Genomic DNA, 25,395 nt, shown 5'->3' with positions numbered 1-25,395 from the left:
CGTTTATATTTTTATTTTGGAATTGAGAAATAAAATGACGATCCCGCATTGGGTTCAGATTCCACCCATATCCTGCCACCATGATGCTCGACCACTTTCTTACAGATTGCCAAGCCGATACCGGTACCCGAATACTCCTTGCGGCTGTGTAGGCGCTGGAATACCCGGAAAATGCGATCTATATACTGCGCTTCAATCCCGATACCGTTATCGGTTACCGAAAAAATCCATTCATTTTGGTTATCACCGACACCAACATGTATTCTGGGCGGCTCCGCTCTCTTGAACTTGAGAGCGTTATTGATCAAGTTAGTAAATAATTGAACAAATTGAAAAGGAATCCCTTTAATTACCGGAAGCTTATCACAAGTGACGGTAGCCTCACACTCATCAATGATAATTGATAAATCAATCAAAACATTACTTAACAAGTGATCGCAATCGATATCAGTCATCGTCTGACTGGCATTAACCTGTGCATAAGTCAGTAAATCGTCGATCAACATCTGCATGCGATTTGCACCGGCCACCGCATGCGAAATCAAATCATTTGCACGTTCATCCAGTTGATCATTACAATATTTTTTCAGCAATTGAACAAAGCTGGTAATGGCGCGTAACGGTTCTTGCAAATCGTGAGTAACGACATAAGCGAATTGCTCGAGCTCATCATTAGATCGGGCTAACTCCGCAACCTGTTCTTCCATTTTGGCTTCTAATTTTTTATGCGCTGTCACTTCGGTACGTATTGCAACATATTGATAAGGAGAGCCTCGCTCATCAAGCAAAGGAATAATAGTCGTATCAACCCAGTAGAAACTACCATCTTTCGCTCGATTCCTGATCTCCCCTTTCCATATTTCGCCTTTGGAAATTGTGGACCACAAGTTAAGAAAAAAATCCCGGGGGTGGTAACCGGAATTGATGATCCGGTGATCTTCCCCAATCAATTCTTCAGTCGAATATTTCGACACTTCGCAAAACTTCTGATTGACATATTGAATTTTTCCGCGCGAGTCTGTTATCGCAATAATCGCATGCTCATTAATCGCACGCTCGGTCATTTTGACATCACCTAAATACGCGGCTTCAATGTCACGAAGTTTTGATCTCTGCAACCAATCTCCAAAATCCAGAGCGATACTATTGAGAAAATCTGAAATACTAATTGCCCCCTTGTTCGAATATTCCAAGTGCTTATAATTAATACCTAACTGACCGACGGTTTCGCCATCCAACCTGATGGGAACTGACAATTCACTTCCTAACGAATGTTTGGTCTCATCCTGAGCAAAAAATCGATCCCCAATTTTTATGTAAGGAAAAACTTCGTTGCATGGGTACCATACCATCGATATATGCACTATCAGCTTTTTACATAGATCGTCAATAGAACAAGCAATCTGCATATCGCTAGAAATCTTGTACAGACAACCCAGAATTTGCAATCTATCCTGATATCCCGCATCAATGAATTTTGACGAATCACTTTCCGCCAGCAAAAGGCTGGAGACGAAACGAGTTCTGGAAAAATTACCTCCCGAATCTGGTTTACTGACATCCGTCCCTGATAATGAAATATCTGCGTCTGCGGAATTTATGGTACCAATCGGTATAAAATTATTAACCCAGTCGGACTCTTTTCGTAGATTCATTTTTATTTACTCTGCTTAAAAGAAAAACCTAAGTTTATTGCTAAAAAATAAACGGTTATTGGCAACTGGGAAAATCGAAAATTCTGAATACAATTCATAATGATATCTTCCTAACGAATTAAAAAAAATAGGAATCTTCTGATTGATTGTATTTATTCTTTAACTCAATCTGTTACTTATACTTACAATCAAGAAAATTTTTTTTCTTTCAAAGTATTGTGTCCGATTCTGATACCAACCCGTCATATTTTCACTACTTACATTCACAAAAAGAATATTTCAAGTTCATAGTAATTTAAATAATTTTTGAGCAATCATTGGAAAATAAGGCAAATTCCCGATTTATTCTTAAAAATGACAAAACACTGCTTTAAATTCAAACCGCAGTAACAGAAAATTTCCTTTTAGCTACCATCATCCGACTGGCATATTGGGATAACTTGTGCATTCAACTTACAATTTTGAGTCTCGATGATAAGATTATTCTTACAATAACCTCTTGATATCTTAAATACAAAGAGAAACAACTGACAAAATATTTTGATTCAAAAACCGTAAAGCTTAACCAGATTCAAAATAATATCCTAAGAGGTTAATCATGAGACTCAATCTTCCAATAACAAATACTGAATACCCCATTAACGACGACACACTGATCGTTTCCACAACCGACACAAAAGGCAGAATCACTTATATCAATCCGACATTTGTCGAAGTCAGCGGCTTCACTGAAGAGGAGCTGATCGGCAAAGCTCATAATATTGTGCGGCACCCCGATGTCCCGCCCGAAGCATTCGAAGACTTATGGAATACCCTTAAAAAGGGACAATCATGGACAGGTCTGGTCAAGAATCGCCGGAAAAATGGAGATTTTTATTGGATTACCGCCAACGCAACACCCATCATAAAGAACGGCGTGATTACCGGCTATCTTTCAGTTCGCACCAAAGCATCCCAAGATGAAATCAATCAAGCGATCCCCGTATACCGGCAAATTTTAGAAGGTAAAGCAAAACATTTAAAAATCGAAAAAGGACAAGTCGTTCGTACCGACTGGGTTGGTAAATTGTCAAAACTTTTTAGAATGACCGTCAGTAAGCGAATTTGTTTTTTTATGGCAATTTCGTCATTACTATTGGCCACGGTCGGCGGATTGGGCTGGTGGGGACTCACACAATCTGCAATCCCAGCCATCAGCAATACAATTGCGGCGACAACGCTGATCGGCCTATTCATGATGCTCTACTTTACTTTTAATTTGATAAAAAATACCGTCTCACCGCTAAAACAAGCAATTGGTGTTGCCAATACCATCGCTGCGGGTGATCTGACACATCAATTCGCAATCAGTCGAACAGACGAATTCGGTGAATTATCAAAAGCGTTAAAACAAATGAATGTAAATTTGCGAGCAACCGTTCTGGATATAACAAAGAATGCCGAATCAGTCCGTCAGGCAACTCAAGAGATTGCTGCAGGCAATCTGGATTTGTCGCAACGCACTGAAGAGCAGGCATCTTCTTTGGAAGAAACGGCGGCCAGCATGGAAGAACTAACCACTACAGTGCGTCAGAATACCGATAATTCCATTAGCGCCAATCAGCTTGCCAAAACCGCCAGCGACATTACTGCCAAAGGTGGAAGTATGATGAAAGAAGTTGTTACCACCATGTCGATGATCAGTGAAAGCTCCAATAAAATTGCTGACATTATTTCAGTGATCGATGGCATTGCTTTCCAAACCAATATTCTGGCATTGAACGCCGCTGTAGAAGCTGCGCGAGCTGGTGAGCAAGGCCGCGGCTTCGCTGTCGTTGCCACAGAAGTGCGTACGCTTGCACAACGCAGCGCTGCTGCAGCGAAAGAGATTAAGGCACTGATCGATGATTCAGTGAATAAAGTTACGGAAGGCACTGAGCTGGTCGGCCGGACCGGCAAAACGATGGATGAAATCGTCAGCGCTATTCAACACGTCACAGAAATAATGACCGAGATCACTTCAGCATCCAAAGAACAAAGCGCCGGTATCGATCAAATGCATCAAGCAATATCACAGATGGATGAAGTCACTCAACAAAATGCCGCTCTTGTTGAACAAGCCGCCGCATCTGCCGCTTCTTTGGAAACACAGGCCAGTGAATTGGTTGGAGCGACTTCCATTTTTAATGTCGCTAGCAGTAATTCAAAAGGATCGGCTACGGTTGTTCATCTGGCAAAAAAGAAAGCCGCAAATCACGGTAACATTTCAGACAATCATTTTGATCGAGACTTAAATTACAACTCGAAACAAAGAAATTTAATCGCGATGTAAAATCGAGAGATATGAATTTTTAGAGATACCTTTCAAATAAATCACCGCGTTTCTCTTTCATTTTCACAAGATTCCCATCTCATGGCCAGTCAAAAACTGGCCATGATCATTTTAGAATCCGCATCAATTTAGGTATAGTTGCAAAAAATAAGTATTCATCCAAATTCTACAAAAAATCTATGCCTGAAACTGCTATCCCCTTATACACGCAACCTTATGCGGCTCCATCGTGGTTGCCCGGAGGAAATTCACAAACACTTTATCCTTACTTCAACAAGCCTTCCCCGCTATACCACTATCGGCGGGAACGTTGGGAACTCAGCGATGGCGATTTTATCGATGTCGATTGGGTCGACGGTTCCAGCACTGCACCGCTCGTTATTTTCTTCCATGGTCTCGAGGGTGATTCCTCAAGTCACTATATTCTCAGCGCCATTAACAATCTTACAAAATATCGCTGGCGTAGCGCAGTAATCCATTTTCGCGGCTGCTCCGGCTCGCCCAATCGTTTGTCACGCGCCTACCACGCCGGCGACTCCCAGGAAATAGACTGGATGCTACGGCGCATCACCCGTCAAACACAGCAACCCGATGCCCCGCAACCAGTCTATGCGATCGGTGTATCGCTTGGCGGCAATGCCTTATTGAAATGGCTTGGTGAGCAAGGTGAAAATGCGAAAGATTTGGTCAGCGGTGCCGCAACAGTATCGGTACCGCTTGATTTAGCGGCTGCCGGTTTGGCGCTGGATCAAGGCTTCAATCTGGTTTACACGCGTCATTTCCTGAATTCTCTTAAAGACAAGGCATTTGGAAAATTACAACAATTTCCGGATCTATTTGATGCCGAGGCTTTGAGGAAATGCGTGTCGATTTACGATTTCGACAATATCGTGACCGCTCCTTTGCATGGTTTTCGCGATACCGATGATTATTGGCGGCAATCGAGCAGCAAGCAATGGCTGCCACATATCAAAGTCCCAACGCTGGTGATTAATGCCCGTAACGATCCGTTTATGCCGGCATCGGTACTGCCAAATCCAGCGGAAGTATCCGCCGAGGTCACGCTGGAATTTCCGGAACAAGGCGGTCACGCCGGTTTCATTCAAGGCCCGTTTCCGGGTGCTTTGAGCTGGCTGCCGCAAAAAATTCTCAGTTTCTTTCAGTATCAATGCTCGTAAAATTTCTCAAAAAAACCGTGCAACAAAAGCATTCTCCATATTTCTCGCAAGCGGTATCTTAACCCGGTGGCCGCTCCCGGGCGCAACTTGCACCGGCTTTCCCTTATTGTCGAGCATTTGCAATAATTCGACCACCTGATTACCGGACGGATGAATGATTTCCAGGCGATCACCGACCTGAAAGCGATTCTTCACCAGAATTTCCGCCATACCGTTAGCGGCATCGAAGCCGGTCACATCGCCAACATACTGGCTGCGGTTGGATTCGGAGTGCCCGCGCAGATAGTTTTGTGTTTCGTGGGTGCTGTGACGTTGATAGAAACCGCTGGTATATCCGCGATTGGCCAACCCTTCCAATTCACCCAGTAACGCCGGATCAAACGGTTTATTGGCGACCGCATCGTCGATTGCCTTACGGTAAACCTGCGCAGTGCGCGCGACATAATATAATGATTTGGTACGTCCTTCGATTTTCAAAGAATCCACACCGATCCTGACCAATCGCTCGACATGTTCGACTGCTCGCAAGTCCTTGGAATTCATGATGTACGTGCCGTGTTCGTCTTCCATGATCGGCATCAATTGACCAGGCCGCTCCTTTTCTTCGATCAAATACACTTGATCGGCTGCCGGGTGGCGTTCGATCGATCCGCACCCGCCGGACAAAGCGGATTGCTCTGACTGTTGCATCACCTGACCAAAATCGAAGTCGATTTTTCCGATCTCTTGAATATCGCCGCTCGCATTTTCTTCCGCTGCTTTCACTTTGTAATCCCAGCGGCAGGAATTGGTGCACGTACCCTGATTCGGATCGCGATGATTAAAATAACCCGATAATAAGCAACGGCCCGAATATGCGATACACAATGCGCCGTGCACAAACACCTCGATTTCCATGTCCGGGCAGAGATCGCGAATCTGCGCTACTTCATCCAGCGACAATTCGCGCGACAATATCACCCGCGTCAAGCCGATTTTCTGCCAGAACTTGACACCCATATAATTCACGGTATTCGCTTGCACCGACAAATGAACCGGTACTTCCGGCCATTTCTCCCGCACCATCATGATCAATCCCGGGTCCGCCATAATCAACGCATCCGGCTTCATGGCAATAACCGGCGCCATATCAGCCATATACGTCTTGACTTTGGCGTTATGCGGCATGATATTGCTGGCCACAAAAAACTTTTTCCCGGCGGCATGCGCTTCGGTAATACCGGTTTTAATTTGTTCCAAAGCAAATTCATTGTTACGCGCACGCATCGAATAGCGCGGCTGCCCGGCATACACCGCATCGGCACCAAAAGCATAGGCAATGCGCATTTTTTCCAAAGTACCGGCCGGAAGTAGAAGTTCTGGTGATTTCAACATAAGGGCGCCTCTAAAAATTCAAAGTTTTAAACAAAGCGAGGCGCGAGCAAAAAAATGTTGGCGCCGCATATGATTGATATGTAAGGAAACATTTTTTGTGAGTAACAAAGTGTTGTGACAAAATGTGGATTTTTAGAGATGCCCATAAGGTAAAATATCGTTCGATTAATCAATCACAGAATCAACTGATCTGAATTGTAACACCATGCCAACCACCCCTGCTTTTATTCATCTGCGGCTTCACAGCGAATTCTCGATCTTGGATAGCACGATTCGCATTCCCGATGCGGTTGCAAAAGCAGTAACGGATAAAATGCCCGCATTGGCATTGACCGATCTTTCCAATCTGTTCGGATTGATCAAATTTTACCAAAGCGCCATTAAAAATGGTGTTAAACCGGTTCTTGGCTGCGATGTCTGGATTACCAACGAAACCGACCGCAATAAACCGGTCCGGTTACTATTGCTGTGTCAATCGCATGCCGGTTATTTACTGCTATCGCGGTTGCTATCGCGTGCTTATCGCGAAAACCAATACCATGGCCGGGCTGAAATTAAGGAATCGTGGCTGTCACCTGACGAATATGGCACGGCAGGACTCATTGCGCTATCAGGCGGGCGTTTTGGCGATATCGGCCTCGCCATCCTGCAAAACAATCCTCAGCAGACAGCGCTTCAGGCCGGTAAATGGGCCGATTTGTTTCCCGGTCGCTTCTATCTTGAAATTCAACGCGACGGTCATGCCAATGAAACCATGCTGGTGCAGCAATCGCTGGCGCTGGCGCAAACGTTCGATCTCCCTGTCGTCGCCACACATGCCGTGCAGTTCCTGAATCCCGACGATTACCGTGCGCACGAAGCGCGCGTCTGCATCGCCGAAGGTTATACCCTGGATGATAAACGCCGCCCGAAGCATTACACCGAACAACAATATTTCAAAACCCAGGATGAAATGGCGCAATTATTTGCCGACATCCCAAGTGCGCTGGCCAATACCATCGAAATCGCCAAGCGTTGCAATCTGGTTCTGGAACTGGGAATTAACCGCTTACCGCTGTTTCCGACCCCTCATGACGAAAGCCTGGATCAATATTTGCAAAACCAGGCATCCGCAGGTTTATATAAGCGCATGCTGCAATTATTTCCGGATGATCAAATCCGCGCGGAGAAATTGCAGCGATATCAATCGCGCCTCGAATTTGAAGTCAACACCATTATCCAGATGGGATTTGCCGGCTATTTTTTGATCGTTGCCGACTTTATCAACTGGGCCAAGCAAAACAACGTACCGGTCGGCCCCGGACGAGGTTCCGGCGCCGGTTCGCTGGTCGCCTATTCGCTCGGCATCACCGATCTCGATCCGCTGCGCTACGATTTGCTGTTTGAGCGTTTTCTGAATCCGGAGCGAGTCTCGATGCCGGATTTCGACATCGATTTCTGCCAAGACCGGCGTGAGCTGGTGATTGACTATGTCAAACAGCGCTACGGCACCGGCAAGGTATCGCAAATCGCCACCTTCGGTTCGATGGCGGCAAAAGCGGTAATCCGCGACATTGGCCGGGTTATGGATCTACCGTATACCTTCGTCGATCAGCTCGCCAAGCTGGTACCGTTCGAGATCGGCATGACGCTGAAAAAGGCGCGTCAGCTCGAACCGCAGCTCAATTTGCGCGCCGAAGCCGAGGAAGACGTGCGCAATCTGCTGGAGCTGGCGGAAAGTCTCGAAGGTCTGACGCGCAATATCGGCATGCATGCCGGCGGCGTCTTGATCGCCTCCAGCGAAATTACCGACTTTTGTCCGATTTACTGCACCGAATCAGCGGATTCGGTCGTCAGTCAGCTCGATAAGGACGATGTCGAAAAAATCGGTCTGGTGAAATTCGATTTTCTTGGGCTGCGTACGCTGACGATTCTGGATCGTGCGGTCGATTACATCCGCCAGTTGCACCCGAACGAGAATCCATCGATCCCTCCGTTCTCTTTGGGATCGTTACCGCTCGACGACGAAGCAACTTACGCATTGATGCGTAAAGGCAATGCAGTCGGCATTTTCCAGTTTGAATCGCGCGGCATGATCGATTTACTGCAGAAAGCGAAACCGGATCGCTTCGAGGATATCATCGCGCTGGTCGCACTGTATCGCCCCGGTCCGATGGATCTGATTCCGGAGTTTATCGATCGCAAGCACGGCAGAAAAACCATCGAATATCTTGATCCGCGTCTCGAGCCGATTCTCGGACCGACTTACGGCATCATGATTTACCAGGAACAAGTCATGCAGATTGCACAAGTTATCGGCGGCTACAGTCTGGGTAGTGCCGACCTGCTGCGCCGTGCGATGGGCAAGAAGAAAGTCGAGGAAATGGCGCAGCAGCGTGACATTTTCGTCAGCGGCGCTGTCAATAACGACCTGAGCGAAGACAAAGCCACCGAGCTGTTCGGATTGATGGAAAAATTCGCCGGTTATGGCTTCAACAAATCGCATGCAGCCGCTTACGCACTGATCGCGTTTCAGACCGCCTACCTGAAAGCGCATTATCCGGCGGAATTCATGGCGGCATGCTTATCCGCTGATATGGACGATACCGACAAGGTGCAAATCTTCGTTGAAGACAGTATCGCCAACGGTTTAAAAATCCTGCCGCCGGATATCAATCAGTCCGTTTACCGCTTTATTCCGGTCGACAACCAAACCATCCGCTTCGGCCTCGGCGCCGTCAAAGGTACCGGCGAATCGGCGATCAGCTCGATTGTCGCAGGACGCGAACAAGATGGGGTTTTCGCCGATTTATTTGATTTTTGTAATCGTGCCGACCGGCGTATCGCCAACCGCCGGGTGATGGAATCACTGATTCGCGTCGGCGCATTCGATACGCTCAATTCCAATCGCGCCAGCCTGATGGCATCTGTCGGTGTGGCGATCGAAGCCGCAGAGCAACAGAGCCAGGCCATTAGCCAAGCTAATTTGTTCGGAGATTTCGACAGTCAATCGCACTTGCAGTCCCAACTGATACAAACCGGATCCTGGAGCGAGCGGGAGCAACTGCATCAGGAAAAAATCGGCCTGGGCTATTACTTCAGCGGCCATCCTTTTAACACCTATGCGCCGGAACTCAAGCAATTCATCCGTACCCGCCTTGATCGTTTGAACCCCAACCGCGAGCCGCAATTGCTCGCCGGCATTATTCACTCGCTACGCGTGCAAATGACGCGCCGCGGCCGCATGGGCGTCATCAACCTCGATGATGGCAAAGCGCGTATCGAAGTGGTAGTTTTCAGCGAGCTGTTCGACATCCATCGCAACCGGCTCAGGGAAGATCAATTATTAATCGTCGAAGCGAGAATCAGCAACCGCGGTTACAATGGTGAAGAAGACAGCGAACTGCGCATCACCGCCGAGCAATTATATGATCTCGCCGGAATCCGCACGCGCTTCGCCAAACAACTGCGAATCCACTGCGGTGCTGCCACCTCCGATTTAACAGCCAGTCTTAAAACACTGCTGACGCCTTTCTCCCCGCAAGCACAAAAACCATACACCCATTACTGTCCGGTCACGCTCATATACCGAAACGAATCAGCCAGCAGTGAACTGGAATTGGGAAATGACTGGCGGGTGTATTTGCACGACGATTTGTTGGAATCGTTGAACGGGCATTTCAAATACGAAAAGGTTGAGATTGTTTGAAGAGCACACAATAACCGGATGCTTCCTTTGCACTATTATATGCAATCTATTTGATTTGAGAACTCATAATAAACCTAGCTACGCTCAAACAACCCATAACAGCCCTTATGCATCACAAACCGTTTAATTGGCCGCAGCAGGTTTTTTGCGATGGCGCGGGTACCGCTCCAATCGGTCGAATAAGCATAAACCAGCCCGAGCGGTAACGAAACCGGCTTTAGTCCGCAGCCCTCGGCAAATTTACGCAAAGATGCCGGAGTAAAGCAATTGAGATGTTCGATCGGTTGCAGCGGCATGATTCTTTCCCGGTTCGCCATCGCATCGTTCCATGTCCATGAACGAAGAACAGCCCTGATATCGCTGCCATCCGGCACGCTGATTTTCAGTATGCCGCCGTCAGCCAGGGAGTTTTTCAGTGTCATCACGGTTTCACGAGGAAAGGGCAAATGTTCGACTACTTGTTCGGTACCGATAAAATCAAAGTTATTGTCCGGCAGTTGATCCGGTTGCAATACCCTGATACCTCGGGATTCCGCAAAAGCCGCTTTTACCGGAGATAATTCCACACCAAACACGTCAACGCCGAAAGCCTGCGCCATCGCCGCCCAATTGCCCCAACCCATGCCGTAATCCAGAAAACGCAACCGCCGCTGGCGCCCATGGCGCTTTTGCAAGAAAATGATCAATTGCATGATTTCCTGTGCAAAATAGGTGTAATAATCAAACGGCATCGGTGGTTTGGAAGGCGCCAGCGGATCATTCTTGCCCAGCCAATTACCATAAACTTCCGCCAGCATGGCATCGGAAGGCAGTTGATGCTGGAAAATCAAACCGCAGCCCGCGCATTCCACAATCGAATAAATCCCGTCTCCTAGCACATCCTGATGTTTTCCAGGTGGCACCGCGGAATAGTAGGCTGTCAGAAACGACAACATTTCCGGCGCATTATATGCGGTACGGTGCAATTCTTTGAATGTGGTGCCGTTGCAGGACGGACAATGATCGCGGATTTCAAAAGTCATGATGATTGAATGATAAGTTTATAACTGATAATTGCTTACACAGGCGCGTGAATTCAACGCAATAATCCCTGAATAATGATCCGGAATCACCATCGGATGCCACTCACCATCGAAAAAAGAATTTTTCTATTTTATAACAAAGACATGAATATATAGAATGCACTCATCAGCGTCAAGAATATTGAGCCGCTTATTGCGGAACCTATTCGATCATGCTAGTGGTTTTCATAGCGATTGACATCAAAAATACCGGCTATCAGAGGTTCCCGGTCTTTTTGCCAAGCCGTGATATCGTGCAGAATTTCCCAGAATTGCGGATGCGTACGGCGCACGCCCCAGGTTTCCACAATTTGTTCAAAATGCTCATCATTTTCAGCTGCCCCAAGCAACGATACAAATTTCTCGATATCAGCATTTGACACATCAAAAATAAAATTAGGATAACTGCCGATAATACCCGGGTATAGCGTGAGGCGATCTTTCTCCGGCTGATAGCGCAGCTCTTCTCCCAGAATAAAAGCAACATTCGTATGCGCGCGATCTCTCAGCAACGTATAGACCGTGCGCTGATCTTGCTCATGCCTGACCCGCACAAATGTCAATTCCGGTAATTGCGTAACCCCTGCCAGTTCGGCTGCGGGGCGCGCCGCGATCGTCGATAATGCCTTATCCGCTTTTTGTATCCAGAGCGGTTGATCATGACGTGCGCAATTGGTCCCCTGGCAGCGATTAAGCGGATCTTCGGCCATCACATTCACTGCTTTAAAGCGCTGCAAAATCCGGGTTGCCAGTTCCTGTTTGGGCGTCTTTGTTGAAAAGCTTTCGGCGGAAGGCGACACATCGTCGATTTTCTCGTAAACAATCCCGAACTTCAGTTGCCCCAGATGCTGATACCAGTCTTGCAATATGGCTTGACGATAACCGGCCGGTATCAGTCGCAAAAAATTTTGTTCCGAGCTGTTGCGAATCAAATCGAAATAAAGTCTGGTCAATAGCTGGTGCGCAACGTTACCGAAAACATTGTAATTAACCACCAGCTCATAGTAAGTCTGTTCAAGTAGCGGATAATCCATCCACCACATCGTCTGCGGCACGTCTCCGACAAGCCCTCTGACAACCGAAGCGCTATCGTAGTGACGGAATATCGTCAACAGCGCATCGTGATTCCGCCCGTCACCATCCCAAACATGCTTAAGCGAAGCACCGTCCGGTTGCTGTGATAAGTAATGATTATTACGTTGCACTAAATAATCATTATGGCGATTGAGATAGCGCAACCATTGTTCGCCCATTGCGAGCAAATCATCGTTTTGCCCCGGCATTTCAAGCAATGGAATCGCTTGTTGATGATAGGCATGATCGGTGATGAAAAGATCGGACTCCGGATTCTGGAACAGTACCCAGAAATGATCGCGAATCACCTCGGTCGCAATCTGACCACGGCAAACGGGCCCATGAATAACATTGCGAATAAAAAACTCCGCATCGTCCAACATGAAGCGATAACGAGCGTGCGCCGGGATACTGGCAAACGTTGCAAACGGATTGACGCGCTCTTCATAGCTATACCCCGGTAAGTCTTTTACCGACCAACGCTTTTTAAAAAATAACTCATTAATACGCCGTTGCTTCGCGGCAGTCAGCGGGTATGGAATGCGTCGTTTATGCAAAATGCTGCCCATAACAGGGCGTAAACGATAGAAAAATGGTTCTTCGGGATCATCGTTGGGAAACACGGTTGTAATCGGTATGATCTCATTGCCGGACGGCGTGGATGAACGTATCAACTCAAAGAAACGCAATTCCCCATCCAGTTCTGGAAAATACAGCGTCGCCATAAACAAATGTTCAAACAACCAGCGCATGACAAGTATGCTGCGTTTATCATCCCGGTTAAAGAAAGCTTCCCATTGCTTAACCGTCTCTCTTTCAGCTTTCGTTAGCGTAACGACTTCTTCCGGTATCACCGCGCCTTGATTCACCCACCCTGCCAAAAGCGCGTATTCCTCGTCACTTAAGCCGGTAACCGCAAACGGCATCCCGCTATGAGGATAATCCCGCGCATAGTCTGAAAATTTCTCGCTGGAAACACACTGATTTTTTCTGGTAATACCCAGCTCGATCGAATCGGGTATTTTGCTATTGGCTGGGAAAGGATGTTTTTTTGCTAACGAAATCATTCCCGATATCAATGGCCCTGAATGCTCATCAGCGGATTCCAAAACCGAATGAAAGCCGCGCTTGCGCCAACCGGAAATCGTCAATTCGTCTATTCCCAGCCGGGTTGGCGGCAAAGCCTCGGTCCGCGCGCCACTATAAATCGACTCGCGAAAAGCGCCGCGCAACAATCCTTCCGTGCTCTCCAGCTTCAGCTGGCACGGCGCATCATAACAACTATGACAGGATAAACATTTGGCCTCCAGAATCGGACGGATCTCTTTATGATACGAAACCGGTCTTTCTACCGCAGGAGGCAATGCAACTGGCACCGGTGCTTGTTGACGGGCAACTATCGGATTGTTATTGCCTTGACAAGCGGATAACAGAAAAACGAAACAGCAAAAGAGCCTGATTGTATAAATTAACTTCATGAAGATCCCTGGAACATGAATTCAAAATGCTATCTTATTGCTTATCGCCGCAGGAATCGTCGAGCTTGCCAACGTATATTCATAATATCCGGCAATCCGGATTTATGAAGTTGATTTCACTGAAACGTTATCAATATGTAACTAACTGAAAAGAATGAAACTCTGATTACTCTAACCCTAAAGGATATGCAGCTATAAGATAAGGATAATTTTCTCGTTTGTTCTTATTTCTCCAGCAACGGACTCATCGGATACTCCAGCGCTTCTTTCATCGCCACCAGCGACAACACCGCTTCGCGGCCATCGATAATGCGATGATCATACGATAACGCCAAGTAATTCATCGGACGAATCACAATCTGGCCGTTTTCGACCACCGGGCGCTCCTTGGTAGCATGAATACCGAGAATGGCACTCTGCGGCGGATTGATGATCGGGGTCGAGAGCATGGACCCGAACACGCCACCGTTGGTAATCGAGAAAGTACCGCCGCTGAGTTCGTCGATACCAAGCTTGCCATCTTGCGCACGCTTCGCGAAATCGGCAATCTGCAGCTCGATTTCAGCCATCGATAGCTTGTCGGCATCCCGGATGACCGGTACCACCAGTCCACGCGGACTACCGACTGCAATACCGATGTCGTAATAATCATGATAGATGATTTCATTACCTTCCACCGATGCATTCACGATCGGATACTTTTTCAACGCTGCAACAGCCGCCTTGACGAAAAACGACATAAAACCCAACTTAACGCCATGCTCCTTTTCGAATTCGACTTTGTAACGCATACGCAAATCCATGATCGCTTGCATATTGACTTCGTTAAATGTCGTCAAAATGGCAGCTGTGGATTGCGATTGCACCAAGCGCTCCGCAATTCGCTGCCGCAATCGCGACATCGCAACCCGGCGTTCCGTGCGTACTCCCGTCGCAGCCGCTTCGGGAGAAGCGGGTTTACTTTCCGCCGGCGCAGGCGCACGAGATTTGTTCTCCATATAGGCCTGCACATCTTCCTTGGTAATACGGCCGCCGAGGCCAGTGCCCTTGATCGCGGATGTTTCCGTCGCCTTCAGATCGTTTTCTTCGGCCAGCTTGCGCGCCGCCGGCATCAGCATCGGGATAGCCGCGTCGGTCGCTTCCGTACTGGCTTTTTCAACGCTTTTTCCGGTAGCAATGACTGTTTCCTTTTCAGTGCTCGCTGCTTGCTTTTCAGTACTCACCTCTTGCTTCTCACTTGGTACGGCAGCTTCGGTTTCAATCATTGCGATCACTTCCCCGCTGACAACCGTTGCACCGTCCTGTTTTATGATTTCACTCAATACACCGGCATTCGGCGCAGGCAATTCCAGCACGACTTTATCGGTCTCGATGTCGATCAGATTTTCAGATCGGTTTACGGTATCGCCTACTTTTTTATGCCAAGCAATCAGTGTTGCTTCGGCAACGGATTCAGATAATACGGGAACTTTGACTTCAATTAACATGGCGCCCTCTTTCTAAATTTTTTCTCGGAATGCCGCAACAATTAATTCGTTTTGCGTAAATTTGTGTCTTGCCGTGTAACCGACCGCCGGGGAAGCCGATGATGCGCGTAGCGCATAAGCCAGTACTTGATCCGGTTTCATATGACGCAACAGATAATGCTGAATACGATGCCAAGCACCTTGATTGCCTGGCTCTTCCTGGCACCACACCACTTCTTTGGCATTCACGAAACGATCGATTTCCGCTTGGAATTCTTCGTGCGGAAATGGATACAATTGTTCCAAACGAATAATTGCCATATTACCAATGCGTTGCTCCTTACGGTACGCCAGCAATTCATAGTAGATTTTTCCACTGCAAACAATGAGCCGTTTAATGGTGTGCGGATCCAGGTTATCGACTTCTGAGATAACCGGGTAAAAATAACCATGCGCCAATTCATCCAAACTCGATACCGATTCCTTATGCCGCAGCAGGCTCTTCGGACTCATGATAATCAGCGGCTTACGGATCGGGCGGATCATTTGCCGGCGCAATAAATGAAACATTTGCGCCGGCGTCGATGGAACGCACACCTGAATATTGTAATCGGCACACAACTGCAAGTAACGTTCCAATCGCGCCGATGAATGTTCCGGTCCTTGACCTTCGTAACCGTGCGGTAACATCATTACCAAACCGCACAACCGCCCCCATTTGGCTTCCCCGGAAGCGATGAACTGATCGATAACAACCTGCGCTCCATTGGCAAAATCACCGAACTGCGCTTCCCAGATCTCCAACTCATTGGGTTGCGTAGTCGCATAACCATATTCAAATCCTAATACCGCTTCTTCCGACAGCATCGAATTGATCACGACAAAATCCGGTTGCTCCGGATAAAGATGGCGCAACGGCACATAAATCCGTTCATTTTCATCCGCAGCCACCTGATCGTGCAGCTCCGCGTGACGATGAAAAAAGGTTCCACGCCCCGAATCCTGCCCCGACAATCTGACCGGATAACCTTCCTTCAATAAAGCGGCGTACGCCAGATTCTCGGCCATGCCCCAATCCAGAGGCAACTCGCCTTTACCCATCAGCCGCCGATCGGCAATAATTTTCTCCACCCGTGGATGCAGTTTGAAACCTTCAGGAGTATCCGTAAGCCGTATTGAGAGTTGCTTCAGCATTTGCAGCGAAATACCGGTTTTAACTTTCTTGTTCCACTTGAATGGCCGGATAAAAGGCTCCCAGTTGATGGCATAGGGTGACTTATAATCGTAACAAACCGCTTTATTCGGATTGACGCCTTCATCCATCGCGTCACGATACGCTTGAACGAGTGAATCCGCATCTTGCGGTTGAATCACTTTTTCGGCGATCAGCCGGTCGGCATACAACTGACGGGTGCCAGGATGCCGGCTGATCACTCGATACATCTTCGGCTGCGTCACCATCGGCTCATCTTGTTCATTGTGACCCAGCCTGCGAAAACACACCAAATCGATCACCACGTCTTTGTGAAAACGCATGCGGAAATCAAATGCCAACTCGGCCACCATCACCACGGCTTCCGGATCATCGCCGTTGACATGAAAAATCGGCGCTTCAACCATTTTGGCAACATCGGTGCAATACAGCGTCGATCGGCTGTCACGCGGATCCGACGTGGTAAACCCAATTTGGTTATTGATAATGATGTGCACCGTGCCACCGGTACCATAACCCCGGGTTTGGGATAAATTCAGCGTTTCCATTACCACGCCCTGACCGGCAAACGCAGCATCGCCATGAATTAACAACGGTAACACCCGGTCGCCCAATTTATCGTTGAGCAGATGCTGGCGCGCGCGCACCGAACCTTCAACCACCGGATTGACAATTTCCAGATGCGAAGGATTAAAAGCCAGTGCCAAACGCACGATGCCATCCGCAGTTTTGATCGCCGAGGAAAAGCCTTGATGATATTTCACATCACCCGAAGGTAAATGCTGCGGCTGTTTTTCTTCAAATTCCCGGAACAAATCCTCCGGCATTTTTCCTAGCGTATTGACCAATACATTGAGTCGCGCACGGTGCGCCATACCCATGATAATCTGCTGCACGTCGGTTTTTCCGGCTCGGTGAATAATGCTGTCGAGCAATGGAATCAGACTTTCATTACCCTCTCCGGAAAAACGTTTCTGTCCGACATAACGGGTATGCAAATACTTCTCCAATCCTTCCGCCGCGACCAATCGTTCCAGAATATGCCGCTTATAGTCGGCGGAAAAATTCGGATTGGAACGTTGACCTTCCAAACGCGTCTGAATCCAGCGTTTTTGTTCGATCGAAGAAATATACATATATTCAGCGCCAATCGAACCGCAGTAGGTTTCCCGCAAAATTTGCAAAATCTCGCGTAGAGAAGCGTGATCAGGACCAACCAGTGAACCGGTGTTGAATACTTTGTCCATATCCGCTTCGGTAAACCCGAAGTACGCTGGATGCAACTCGGGGATATCCGACTGCTGCTTGAGTCCGAGCGGATCGAGCTTCGCTAGATTGAGACCAAGATACCGGTGCATGTTGATCAACTGCAACACGGCCACTTGCTTACGATCATCAGTGTCCACCATTCCCACGTCGGACAAGGCGGTTTGTATTTCAATACCGGGCGATTTCGCATCGTCCCTCCCGGGCGTGCTACTTGCGGGAGCTTGTATAGGTTTGGTCGCAGCTGCATCCGACGGTTTCGCCAATCGATCGAAATATTCCCGCCAAGCCAAACTCACTGAGTTTGGATTATGCAAATACTCATCATAAACCGCCTCGATAAACGTAGCGTTTGCAGCGGATAACAGGGAATCGTCCAGCAACGGTTTATTCATGAATGACGGGGTCTCAAATGGATGAACGACTATTTGATATACGAGCCGGGTACGTCGCGCATCGTTGTCCCCGTATAGAGTTGGCGCGGACGTCCGATTTTATGATCCGGATCCGATACCATTTCACTCCATTGCGCTACCCAGCCGATGGTTCGCGCCATCGCAAAAATGGCGGTAAACATACTGGTTGGAATCCCCAATGCGCGTTGTACGATACCGGAATAAAAATCGACATTCGGATATAGCTTGCGTGAAATGAAATAATCATCTTCCAACGCAATCTTTTCAAGCTGCAGCGCCAGTTTAAACAAGCGATCATTGTGTAAACCCAGCTCATTCAATACTTCATGGCAGGTTTCGCGCATCAGCTTCGCACGCGGATCCATATTTTTATAGACACGATGCCCGAAACCCATCAAACGATAATTATCTTCTTTATTTTTAGCGCGCTGAATAAATTCATCGATACGCGACACATCACCGATTTCTTCCAGCATGCGTAAACATGCTTCGTTGGCGCCGCCATGCGCAGGCCCCCACAAACAAGAAATACCGGCGGAAACGCAAGCAAACGGATTGGCACCGCTGGAGCCGGCCAAACGAACGGTCGATGTTGAAGCATTCTGTTCGTGATCGGCATGCAAAATCAAAATCCGATCTAAAGCACGCACAATCACCGGATTGGCTTCGTATTTTTCCGTCGGCACGGAAAACATCATATGCAGGAAATTCTCCGCATAACTCAGACTGTTCTGCGGATAAACATACGGTTGACCGATATTGTATTTATACGCCATTGCAGTAATCGTCGGCAGTTTCGCAATCAAGCGAAATGCGGATTGTTCGCGGTGCACCGGATCGGAAATATTCAAAGAATCATGATAAAATGCCGACAACGCGCCAACTACGCCAACCATCACGGCCATCGGATGCGCATCACGACGAAAACCGCTATAGAATCGGACCAGTTGCTCATTCAACATCGAGTGGTTTTTGATCGCGGCGTCAAAGGTCTTTTTCTGATCCGGCGTAGGCAATTCTCCATGCAGCAATAAATAGCAAACGTCCACGAAATCGCAATGCAACGCCAGTTGTTCAATCGGATAACCGCGATAAAGCAGTATCCCCTTGTCACCATCAATGAAAGTAATCGTGGAGCTATTGCTAGCCGTCGACAAAAACCCGGGATCATACGTAAATAAGCCACTCTGCGCGTGCAGTTTACGAATATCGATCACATCCGGTCCCATGGTTCCGGATAACACTGGCAGCTCGATCGGCGCGCTGCCATTATTCAGATTCAGAATCGCTGTGCCTCTTTGTGTCATATTTACTTCTCCACTTGATGCGTATAATTCACTAGTATGCTCTGGTTATAGATAAAAACACCGTCAGAATACCACTAGAAATCTAACTCTTTTGTAATAATTCCAAAATTGCCAGCCAACGATGATCCGTATTAATCTGTCGGCCAGTAATTAAATCCCATAAATCGTTATCTGCTAACGACAGTAATCGTTCAAACTGCTCCAGATCCTGCTCATCCAACTGCGTATAATAATGATCCATGAAACGCTGCAATACGATATCCAATTCGAGCAGCCCGCGCCGGCAGCGCCAGCGCGCTCGTTCGAATTCCTTCATACCATTCGTTTAACCATCATATCTTTGATTTTGCCGATTGCTTTCGTTGGATTCAAGCCTTTAGGACATGCATCAACGCAGTTCATGATGGAATGGCAGCGGAATAACCGGTAAGGATCTTCTAAATTATCCAATCGTTCGGCAGTGGCCTGATCCCGGCTGTCCGCCAGAAACCGGTACGCTTGTAGCAACCCTGCCGGACCGACGAACTTATCGGGATTCCACCAAAACGAAGGGCATGCTGTCGAGCAGCACGCGCATAATATGCATTCATAAACGCCATCCAGCGCTGCGCGTTCCTCCGGCGATTGCAATCGCTCGGTTTCCGGCGGTGGATCATCGTTAATCAAATAAGGCTTGATCGAATGATATTGCTGAAAAAACTGCGTCATATCAACGATTAAATCACGAATCACCGGCAAACCCGGTAGCGGAAGGATTTTAACCGGCTCCGCCAGACCACTGAGCGGTGTGATACAAGATAAACCGTTACGGCCGTTGATATTCATCGCATCCGACCCGCACACGCCTTCACGGCAGGAGCGGCGCAGACTCAAGCTATCATCAACCGATTTGATACGCAGCAACGCATCCAGTAGCATTTTATCGGTCGGCGCCAGTTGAACATCATAGTCCTGCATATAGGGCTTTTCATCTTTATCGGGATTGTAGCGGTAAATTGAAAACTTCATTGACTAGCTCCGGCTGGTTGGTTGATGAATTCAAATCAAAATAATTCCGAATGTTCTGAAGTATACAGATTTGAAATCGGGTTCGCATAGTCCGGTTGCTTTTTAATACTGTTGATTTCAATCATTGATCACTCGGCATACCGTTTCCCGCATGATCATCAAATTGAAGCAATCTAATGGTTTCCCTTATAAAAAAACCAGGGTTTCCCCAATATACGCTATTCCTTATCTTCGTTAAGATGGCAACACTGAAATCTTAACGTTGGAGGAAATTGAAATGAAAGCATTGAAAGTAAGCGCAGTTTTGTCTTTCTTCGCATTCGGCTTGTTAGCAACTTCCGCATTCGCCGAAATACCCTCATTGCCAAGCAACATTAGCCCGGACGATCATACCGCCGCTGCCGCGTTTTATGAAAACCTGGCTAAAGAAGAAACCGCCATTGTAGAAAGATACCAGCAAGAATTGGAAGAACATGAAGATCATGCTTTTTTTTATGGCCGTAGAGGACAAGATCAAGTTTCACATCTTCGCGCCAACATTCGCGAGCACAAACATCAGCTCGAGGAAGAATTGGCACAAGCAGCGCTGTACAGAAAACTGTCAACCGCCGGACAACAAGTTGACAGAACAAGCAGTGCCGATGCAAGTGCAGTAAATGCAGCAGTAGTACGGTAGTTTAAGTTATTTTTTCATATCCCTTGTAGTATCGTCAGTTGAGTATCATTGCTACAATCACTCAACCTCCGGCTCTGAAGCCGGAGGTTTTTTTATTGATTTCTCCAACAAACCCTCCTGCTCCGACTCCAAGATAACAAAAGTATACTCAGTCTGCTTACTGCCTGAACGCTTAGCAGAGCATGAAAATATTTTTCACCTGATCGTTTCCTGTACACAACAACAAACTATTTATAGTTTAGTAGTATTATTGACGGCTTCTGTAATCACATGGAATGTTTCGTCACTGTATCAAGCGATATTTAAACGACACACCCATGTTATCCATGGTAAAACGCATAGTTTAAGTTTAGATCCGGAATACCGGCTCACTCCATTCAACGAGGTTAAATCATGAGTGAAAAGACAAAAGTTTTTTTATATACCGCCCTCTTATTAGCTTTATTTATTGCATCGTTCGTATACGCTAATAATGAAAAAGAAGCCTGTGAATCCAATGGTGGTGCTTATACCAGGCAAGCCATGAGCTGGTCTTACGAATGCATAATACAACCCACTGAAGTAAAACCTTGAGCAACTGAACCTAAATCGCGCTGGTAATGATGGATTCCGTGATTACGGCAATCGCAATATCACCCAGCCACACGGTTTCTTGTCTGACCAGCAAATCGTCAGTTGGTGTCGCGGTGTTTGAGTTATCCCGATATTCCCTGATCAACTGTCCATTTGGATCATAGAAAAACAAAAACTTTGGGTTCAGCGGGACATGTTTGATGATACGCTACCTCTGGATACCGCAAGCTTATCCACGCTACTTGCTACGGAGCAAGTCCTCGTAGGTACCAAATTGCCAACATTGCAATCAACTCAATCAACCACCGTTGACCAATGATAAAAATAACTACAGCTCCTAGCCGCAGCAGAAATTTATCCGGATTTTCTCTGATTATCAAGATACTAACAATGAAATGCAGTAAAGCAAGAATACCCAGTATCAACATGTAATTCGAGTAACCAATATGCCAAAATAATCTTTCAACCCACATAGTGCTCAAAGCAATAAACACACTTACTGCGAGTAAAACAAATGGTTTTCTTGGAATTCTCATGGACCAAAAATCAGAATAGCTCCGATTAAAAATAATATCGTATCGGCTTCAGTTCCAAGTTTTGACGGTACTGGCCATTTCCGTGGATTAATAGGCAATGGCTTCAGTTCACTAATTAGTCTAGCATCACATTGCTTCTTCGCAGTGCCCGAGTCGTAACATAGATCATGTCTCATATAACAGGCATCCGCACTGTCAAGTGGCAAAGCTCTTCCTGTAACATTGCCCGATCTTCCTCCACCCCAATTTCCGTTACGAGGGCCATCAGCAATACTTCGTCCATCGCCGAGTGGAAACCAAATTGTCTTATCTAAACCAAGTCGATCCACAAAACCCAACGGACTCTGCCCCACATACCCGTAGATATTAATTCCCCCCATCAGCCCAATCGGGTCGGGTGAGAGGTATCTTCCCGTCTCCGGTTCATAATAGCGGAAATAGTTGTAATGCAGGCCAGTTTCCTTATCGAAATACTGCCCGGAGAACCTCGGGTTGTATTCAAATTGTTGACCGTTACCATCCGGGTCTTCGTCCGGCAAGTTCGCGCCGAACGCGTGCATATTCTCCCAGCGCCAGACAATGGTGTTGGTCTGATCCACGATCACCCGCGGGGTGTTAAGGTGGTCGGCGTGGATGTAATGCACCTGAATCGGTCCGGTGGCGGTAGGTTTCTTGATTACGGCTACAGGAATATCGCCCAGCCAAACGGTTTCCTGCCGTAACAGCCAATCATCGGTTGGTGTGGCAGTGTTTGAGTTATCCCGGTATTCGCCGATCAATTGTCCATTTGGATCATAGAAGAACAAAAACTTTGGACTCAGCGGTCCGTTTTGATGGCGCATTGATCCAAAGTAAAAAACCTTCATCATCATCTTGGATAGCCACTCGCTTTGGAGCCTCACGAGCTTGGTGGCTTCAATCCAACAGGAATTATTTCGATTGAAATATTTCGCTTCTGACAATAGCTAATAATTTTTTGTTGGATTTCTTTTTTCTTTTGTTCGGATAATACTTCAAGCTCATGTGGAGAATTCCAGTAACCAATGTCATCAGCATAAAGAAGCCGTCCACTTCCAAAACGGCTATTGAAATACCATTCCACTTCCATTCGATGTCCATCTTTCTCAGCATAAAGAATGGCTTCCCTATCTAAATATTCAATATAAGAACCATCATCGAAGTCGATTCGAGGCGTTGGTAATATTCGATTTATTAAATCAATGATTACTGTACTCAGTTTTTTCATATCCTAATTAATGGTAAATAATTGGAACACTACGCATATTCAATATTGCACGCTCGACATTCCATAGTAGCTAGGATTTACACTTCGAGCGACTACTGTAGCTGTTCCTGATGCATTTGCAGCAAAAGTAGAAGATGCAATTCTCCATGCAGTTCGATTCTCAATTCCCAATCTATTCATAAACCAGCCAATAGGAGTTTTTGCAATTGTTGTTCCTAATGAAGCTGCTTCTGATCTCGCAGTATTACCGACCCAGAATACCGAATTTGAACCACCATTGAGACCTGCCGCCCAAAGTGTTCCAGTACCCCGGGCGTACCCTGCAAACTTACCGCCAGAATATAACGAAGAACAGTAATCAACTCCATTATTGATGCCCAAGCTGTTGCGTACATCGATAGTCGAGTACATTCCAAAGGTTGCAAAACTTGAAATTCCGTCTCCAAAACCCACTATGGCATTAACAATTCCTTGTGGTAGAGGATCCCCAATAGCCCATAAACCATACGGATCCACAAACCTCAACGGATTCTGCCCCACATACCCGTAGATATTAATTCCCCCCATCAGCCCAATCGGGTCGGGTGAGAGGTATCTTCCCGTCTCCGGTTCATAATAGCGGAAATAGTTGTAGTGCAGGCCGGTTTCCTTATCGAAATACTGCCCGGGGAAACGGGGGTGGTATTCAAATAATTGGCCGTTGCCATCCGGGTCTTCGTTCGGCAAGTTCGCGCCGAACGCGTGCGTATTCTCCCAGCGCCAGACGATGGTGTTGGTTTGATTCACGATCACTCTGGGGGTGTTGAGTTGGTCGGCATGGACGTAATGCGCTTGGATCGGCCCGGTGGCGGTGAGTTTGGTAATCACAGTCACCGGAATATCGCCCAGCCAGACGGTTTCCTGCCGTACCAGCCAATCGTCGGTTGGTGTAGCCGTCGATGCATTGTCTTTATATTCCCCGATCAATTGCCCATTGGAATCGTAGAAGAATAAAAACTTCGGACTCAGCGAGTCTTTTTTGATGATGCGTTGATCCTGGATAGCATAAGCTTATCCAGGCTACTTGCTAAGCTACTCGTCAACACACGCTATCGGTATTTCTTTCGTCTACCCTGCTGTTTACTATGTTTTCGGAAAAAATTGTTGAAACAGTAGGATCATTAACACGCCACCCGATACGAAAAAAATCGCGGTACTCTCATATCCAGGAAAGAAAAATTTGGCAATCAAAATAGATACAGCATAAACAAGAAAAAACCCACCAACATGTATAGCAAAATCTTTACTAGTTGAATTCTTCATTTACTACCTACATTCACACTGAAGAGAAGAATTGCCAAAAATGTTTCCAATTCTCACATGTTTATCATTAGGAATCAGATTTCCGAGTCCTTCTGCACCAAGCTCTATTACTGCCCATGAACCTAATTCTTTTATAGCCGCAGCTCTGTTTTTATCCGAGCGAAATTCCGTGCGTTTGACAGCTCGACTACCTGCTCTTAATGCATACGCTCGCTGAAGCTGTCGGTTTGCCTTATTCACCGTAACCATCGCTCTACCAAGTGCAAAAGGATTCAAGGCCCCTGCAGCAGCCGCAATTGAGACAGATTCCAACTTAACACATTCAATCCTTCCACCATTCAAAGCCGACTGTATACTAATATCAAGTATCGCTCCTAAAACTGCACCGCTTGCCGAAAGTGCTATCTCCCCCGTCGGATCCACAAAACTCAACGGATTCTACCCCACATACCCCCAAACACTTATCCCTCCCGCCAACCCGATCGGGTCGGGTGAGAGGTATCTTCCGGTCTCCGGTTCATAATAGCGGAAATAGTTGTAGTGCAGGCCGGTTTCCTTATCAAAATA

20 protein-coding genes are annotated in these 25,395 nt (G+C 47.0%); 5 read left to right on the top strand and 15 right to left on the bottom strand.

All coding sequences use genetic code 11. From position 1 onward, the window contains the following. Window positions 1-11 precede the first annotated feature (11 nt). Complete coding sequence (locus KF839_RS01730) at window positions 12-1,256, bottom strand: sensor histidine kinase (protein ID WP_292916094.1); 1,245 nt, start codon at window positions 1,254-1,256, stop codon at window positions 12-14. Window positions 1,257-2,253: 997 nt separating this feature from the next. Between KF839_RS01730 and KF839_RS01725 the strand changes: the two genes are divergently transcribed. Then, window positions 2,254-3,966 (top strand): methyl-accepting chemotaxis protein, encoded by a 1,713-nt coding sequence (locus KF839_RS01725; protein ID WP_292916093.1) that lies wholly within the window; start codon window positions 2,254-2,256, stop codon window positions 3,964-3,966. Window positions 3,967-4,145: 179 nt separating this feature from the next. Then, window positions 4,146-5,144 carry a YheT family hydrolase gene (locus KF839_RS01720; RefSeq protein ID WP_292916092.1) on the top strand — a complete coding sequence of 333 codons (999 nt, stop codon included), beginning with the start codon at window positions 4,146-4,148 and terminating at the stop codon, window positions 5,142-5,144. A 6-nt stretch (window positions 5,145-5,150) separates the two neighbouring features. Here KF839_RS01720 and trhP read toward each other — a convergent pair whose 3' ends face one another. Further along, window positions 5,151-6,518, bottom strand: a complete 1,368-nt coding sequence (gene trhP / locus KF839_RS01715; protein ID WP_416362341.1) for a prephenate-dependent tRNA uridine(34) hydroxylase TrhP — start codon at window positions 6,516-6,518, stop codon at window positions 5,151-5,153. Between the two features lie 205 nt (window positions 6,519-6,723). Here trhP and dnaE point away from each other — a divergent pair, with 205 nt between their 5' ends. Further along, window positions 6,724-10,206 carry a DNA polymerase III subunit alpha gene (gene dnaE / locus KF839_RS01710; protein WP_292916091.1) on the top strand — a complete coding sequence of 1,161 codons (3,483 nt, stop codon included), beginning with the start codon at window positions 6,724-6,726 and terminating at the stop codon, window positions 10,204-10,206. 74 nt (window positions 10,207-10,280) lie between these two features. Here dnaE and KF839_RS01705 read toward each other — a convergent pair whose 3' ends face one another. From KF839_RS01705 to KF839_RS01675, 7 genes are all read right to left on the bottom strand, one after another. Beyond that, the gene (locus tag KF839_RS01705; protein WP_292916090.1) at window positions 10,281-11,228 is read right to left on the bottom strand and encodes a class I SAM-dependent methyltransferase; all 948 of its coding nucleotides are present in this window, start codon (window positions 11,226-11,228) and stop codon (window positions 10,281-10,283) included. Window positions 11,229-11,443: 215 nt separating this feature from the next. Then, window positions 11,444-13,819 (bottom strand): fatty acid cis/trans isomerase, encoded by a 2,376-nt coding sequence (locus KF839_RS01700; RefSeq protein ID WP_292916089.1) that lies wholly within the window; start codon window positions 13,817-13,819, stop codon window positions 11,444-11,446. A 224-nt stretch (window positions 13,820-14,043) separates the two neighbouring features. Next, window positions 14,044-15,306 (bottom strand): 2-oxoglutarate dehydrogenase complex dihydrolipoyllysine-residue succinyltransferase, encoded by a 1,263-nt coding sequence (gene odhB / locus KF839_RS01695; RefSeq protein ID WP_292916088.1) that lies wholly within the window; start codon window positions 15,304-15,306, stop codon window positions 14,044-14,046. Window positions 15,307-15,318: 12 nt separating this feature from the next. Then, complete coding sequence (locus tag KF839_RS01690) at window positions 15,319-18,159, bottom strand: 2-oxoglutarate dehydrogenase E1 component (RefSeq protein ID WP_292916087.1); 2,841 nt, start codon at window positions 18,157-18,159, stop codon at window positions 15,319-15,321. A gap of 29 nt (window positions 18,160-18,188) precedes the next feature. After that, window positions 18,189-19,487 (bottom strand): citrate synthase, encoded by a 1,299-nt coding sequence (gltA, locus tag KF839_RS01685; protein WP_292916086.1) that lies wholly within the window; start codon window positions 19,485-19,487, stop codon window positions 18,189-18,191. Window positions 19,488-19,569: 82 nt separating this feature from the next. Then, a complete protein-coding gene (locus tag KF839_RS01680; protein WP_292916085.1) occupies window positions 19,570-19,803 on the bottom strand; it encodes an FAD assembly factor SdhE in 234 nt (77 codons plus the stop codon). Then, on the bottom strand, window positions 19,800-20,495 hold the full coding sequence (locus KF839_RS01675) for a succinate dehydrogenase iron-sulfur subunit (RefSeq protein WP_292916084.1): 696 nt from the start codon (window positions 20,493-20,495) through the stop codon (window positions 19,800-19,802). Before KF839_RS01675 ends, KF839_RS01680 begins: the two co-directional genes overlap by 4 nt. A gap of 277 nt (window positions 20,496-20,772) precedes the next feature. Here KF839_RS01675 and KF839_RS01670 point away from each other — a divergent pair, with 277 nt between their 5' ends. After that, complete coding sequence (locus tag KF839_RS01670; RefSeq protein WP_292916083.1) at window positions 20,773-21,171, top strand: hypothetical protein; 399 nt, start codon at window positions 20,773-20,775, stop codon at window positions 21,169-21,171. 393 nt (window positions 21,172-21,564) lie between these two features. After that, on the top strand, window positions 21,565-21,744 hold the full coding sequence (locus tag KF839_RS01665; RefSeq protein WP_292916082.1) for a hypothetical protein: 180 nt from the start codon (window positions 21,565-21,567) through the stop codon (window positions 21,742-21,744). Between the two features lie 10 nt (window positions 21,745-21,754). Here KF839_RS01665 and KF839_RS01660 read toward each other — a convergent pair whose 3' ends face one another. The 6 genes from KF839_RS01660 to KF839_RS01635 all read right to left on the bottom strand — a co-directional run. After that, window positions 21,755-21,889 (bottom strand): hypothetical protein, encoded by a 135-nt coding sequence (locus KF839_RS01660; RefSeq protein ID WP_292916081.1) that lies wholly within the window; start codon window positions 21,887-21,889, stop codon window positions 21,755-21,757. A gap of 387 nt (window positions 21,890-22,276) precedes the next feature. Beyond that, window positions 22,277-23,122, bottom strand: a complete 846-nt coding sequence (locus tag KF839_RS01655) for an RHS repeat-associated core domain-containing protein (RefSeq protein ID WP_292916080.1) — start codon at window positions 23,120-23,122, stop codon at window positions 22,277-22,279. A 56-nt stretch (window positions 23,123-23,178) separates the two neighbouring features. Continuing rightward, on the bottom strand, window positions 23,179-23,526 hold the full coding sequence (locus tag KF839_RS01650; protein WP_292916079.1) for a hypothetical protein: 348 nt from the start codon (window positions 23,524-23,526) through the stop codon (window positions 23,179-23,181). Between the two features lie 39 nt (window positions 23,527-23,565). Then, a complete protein-coding gene (locus KF839_RS01645; protein ID WP_292916078.1) occupies window positions 23,566-24,492 on the bottom strand; it encodes an RHS repeat-associated core domain-containing protein in 927 nt (308 codons plus the stop codon). 339 nt (window positions 24,493-24,831) lie between these two features. Then, window positions 24,832-25,260, bottom strand: coding sequence for a hypothetical protein (locus KF839_RS01640; RefSeq protein ID WP_292916077.1), 429 nt, complete (start codon window positions 25,258-25,260; stop codon window positions 24,832-24,834). Window positions 25,261-25,266: 6 nt separating this feature from the next. After that, on the bottom strand, window positions 25,267-25,395 hold a 129-nt coding region (locus KF839_RS01635; protein WP_292916326.1), incomplete at its 5' end, for an RHS repeat-associated core domain-containing protein.

This window comes from Nitrosomonas sp., from assembly GCF_019635155.1.
Classification (GTDB): Bacteria; Pseudomonadota; Gammaproteobacteria; order Burkholderiales; family Nitrosomonadaceae; genus Nitrosomonas.
This window is presented reverse-complemented; position numbering and strand designations above follow the sequence as displayed.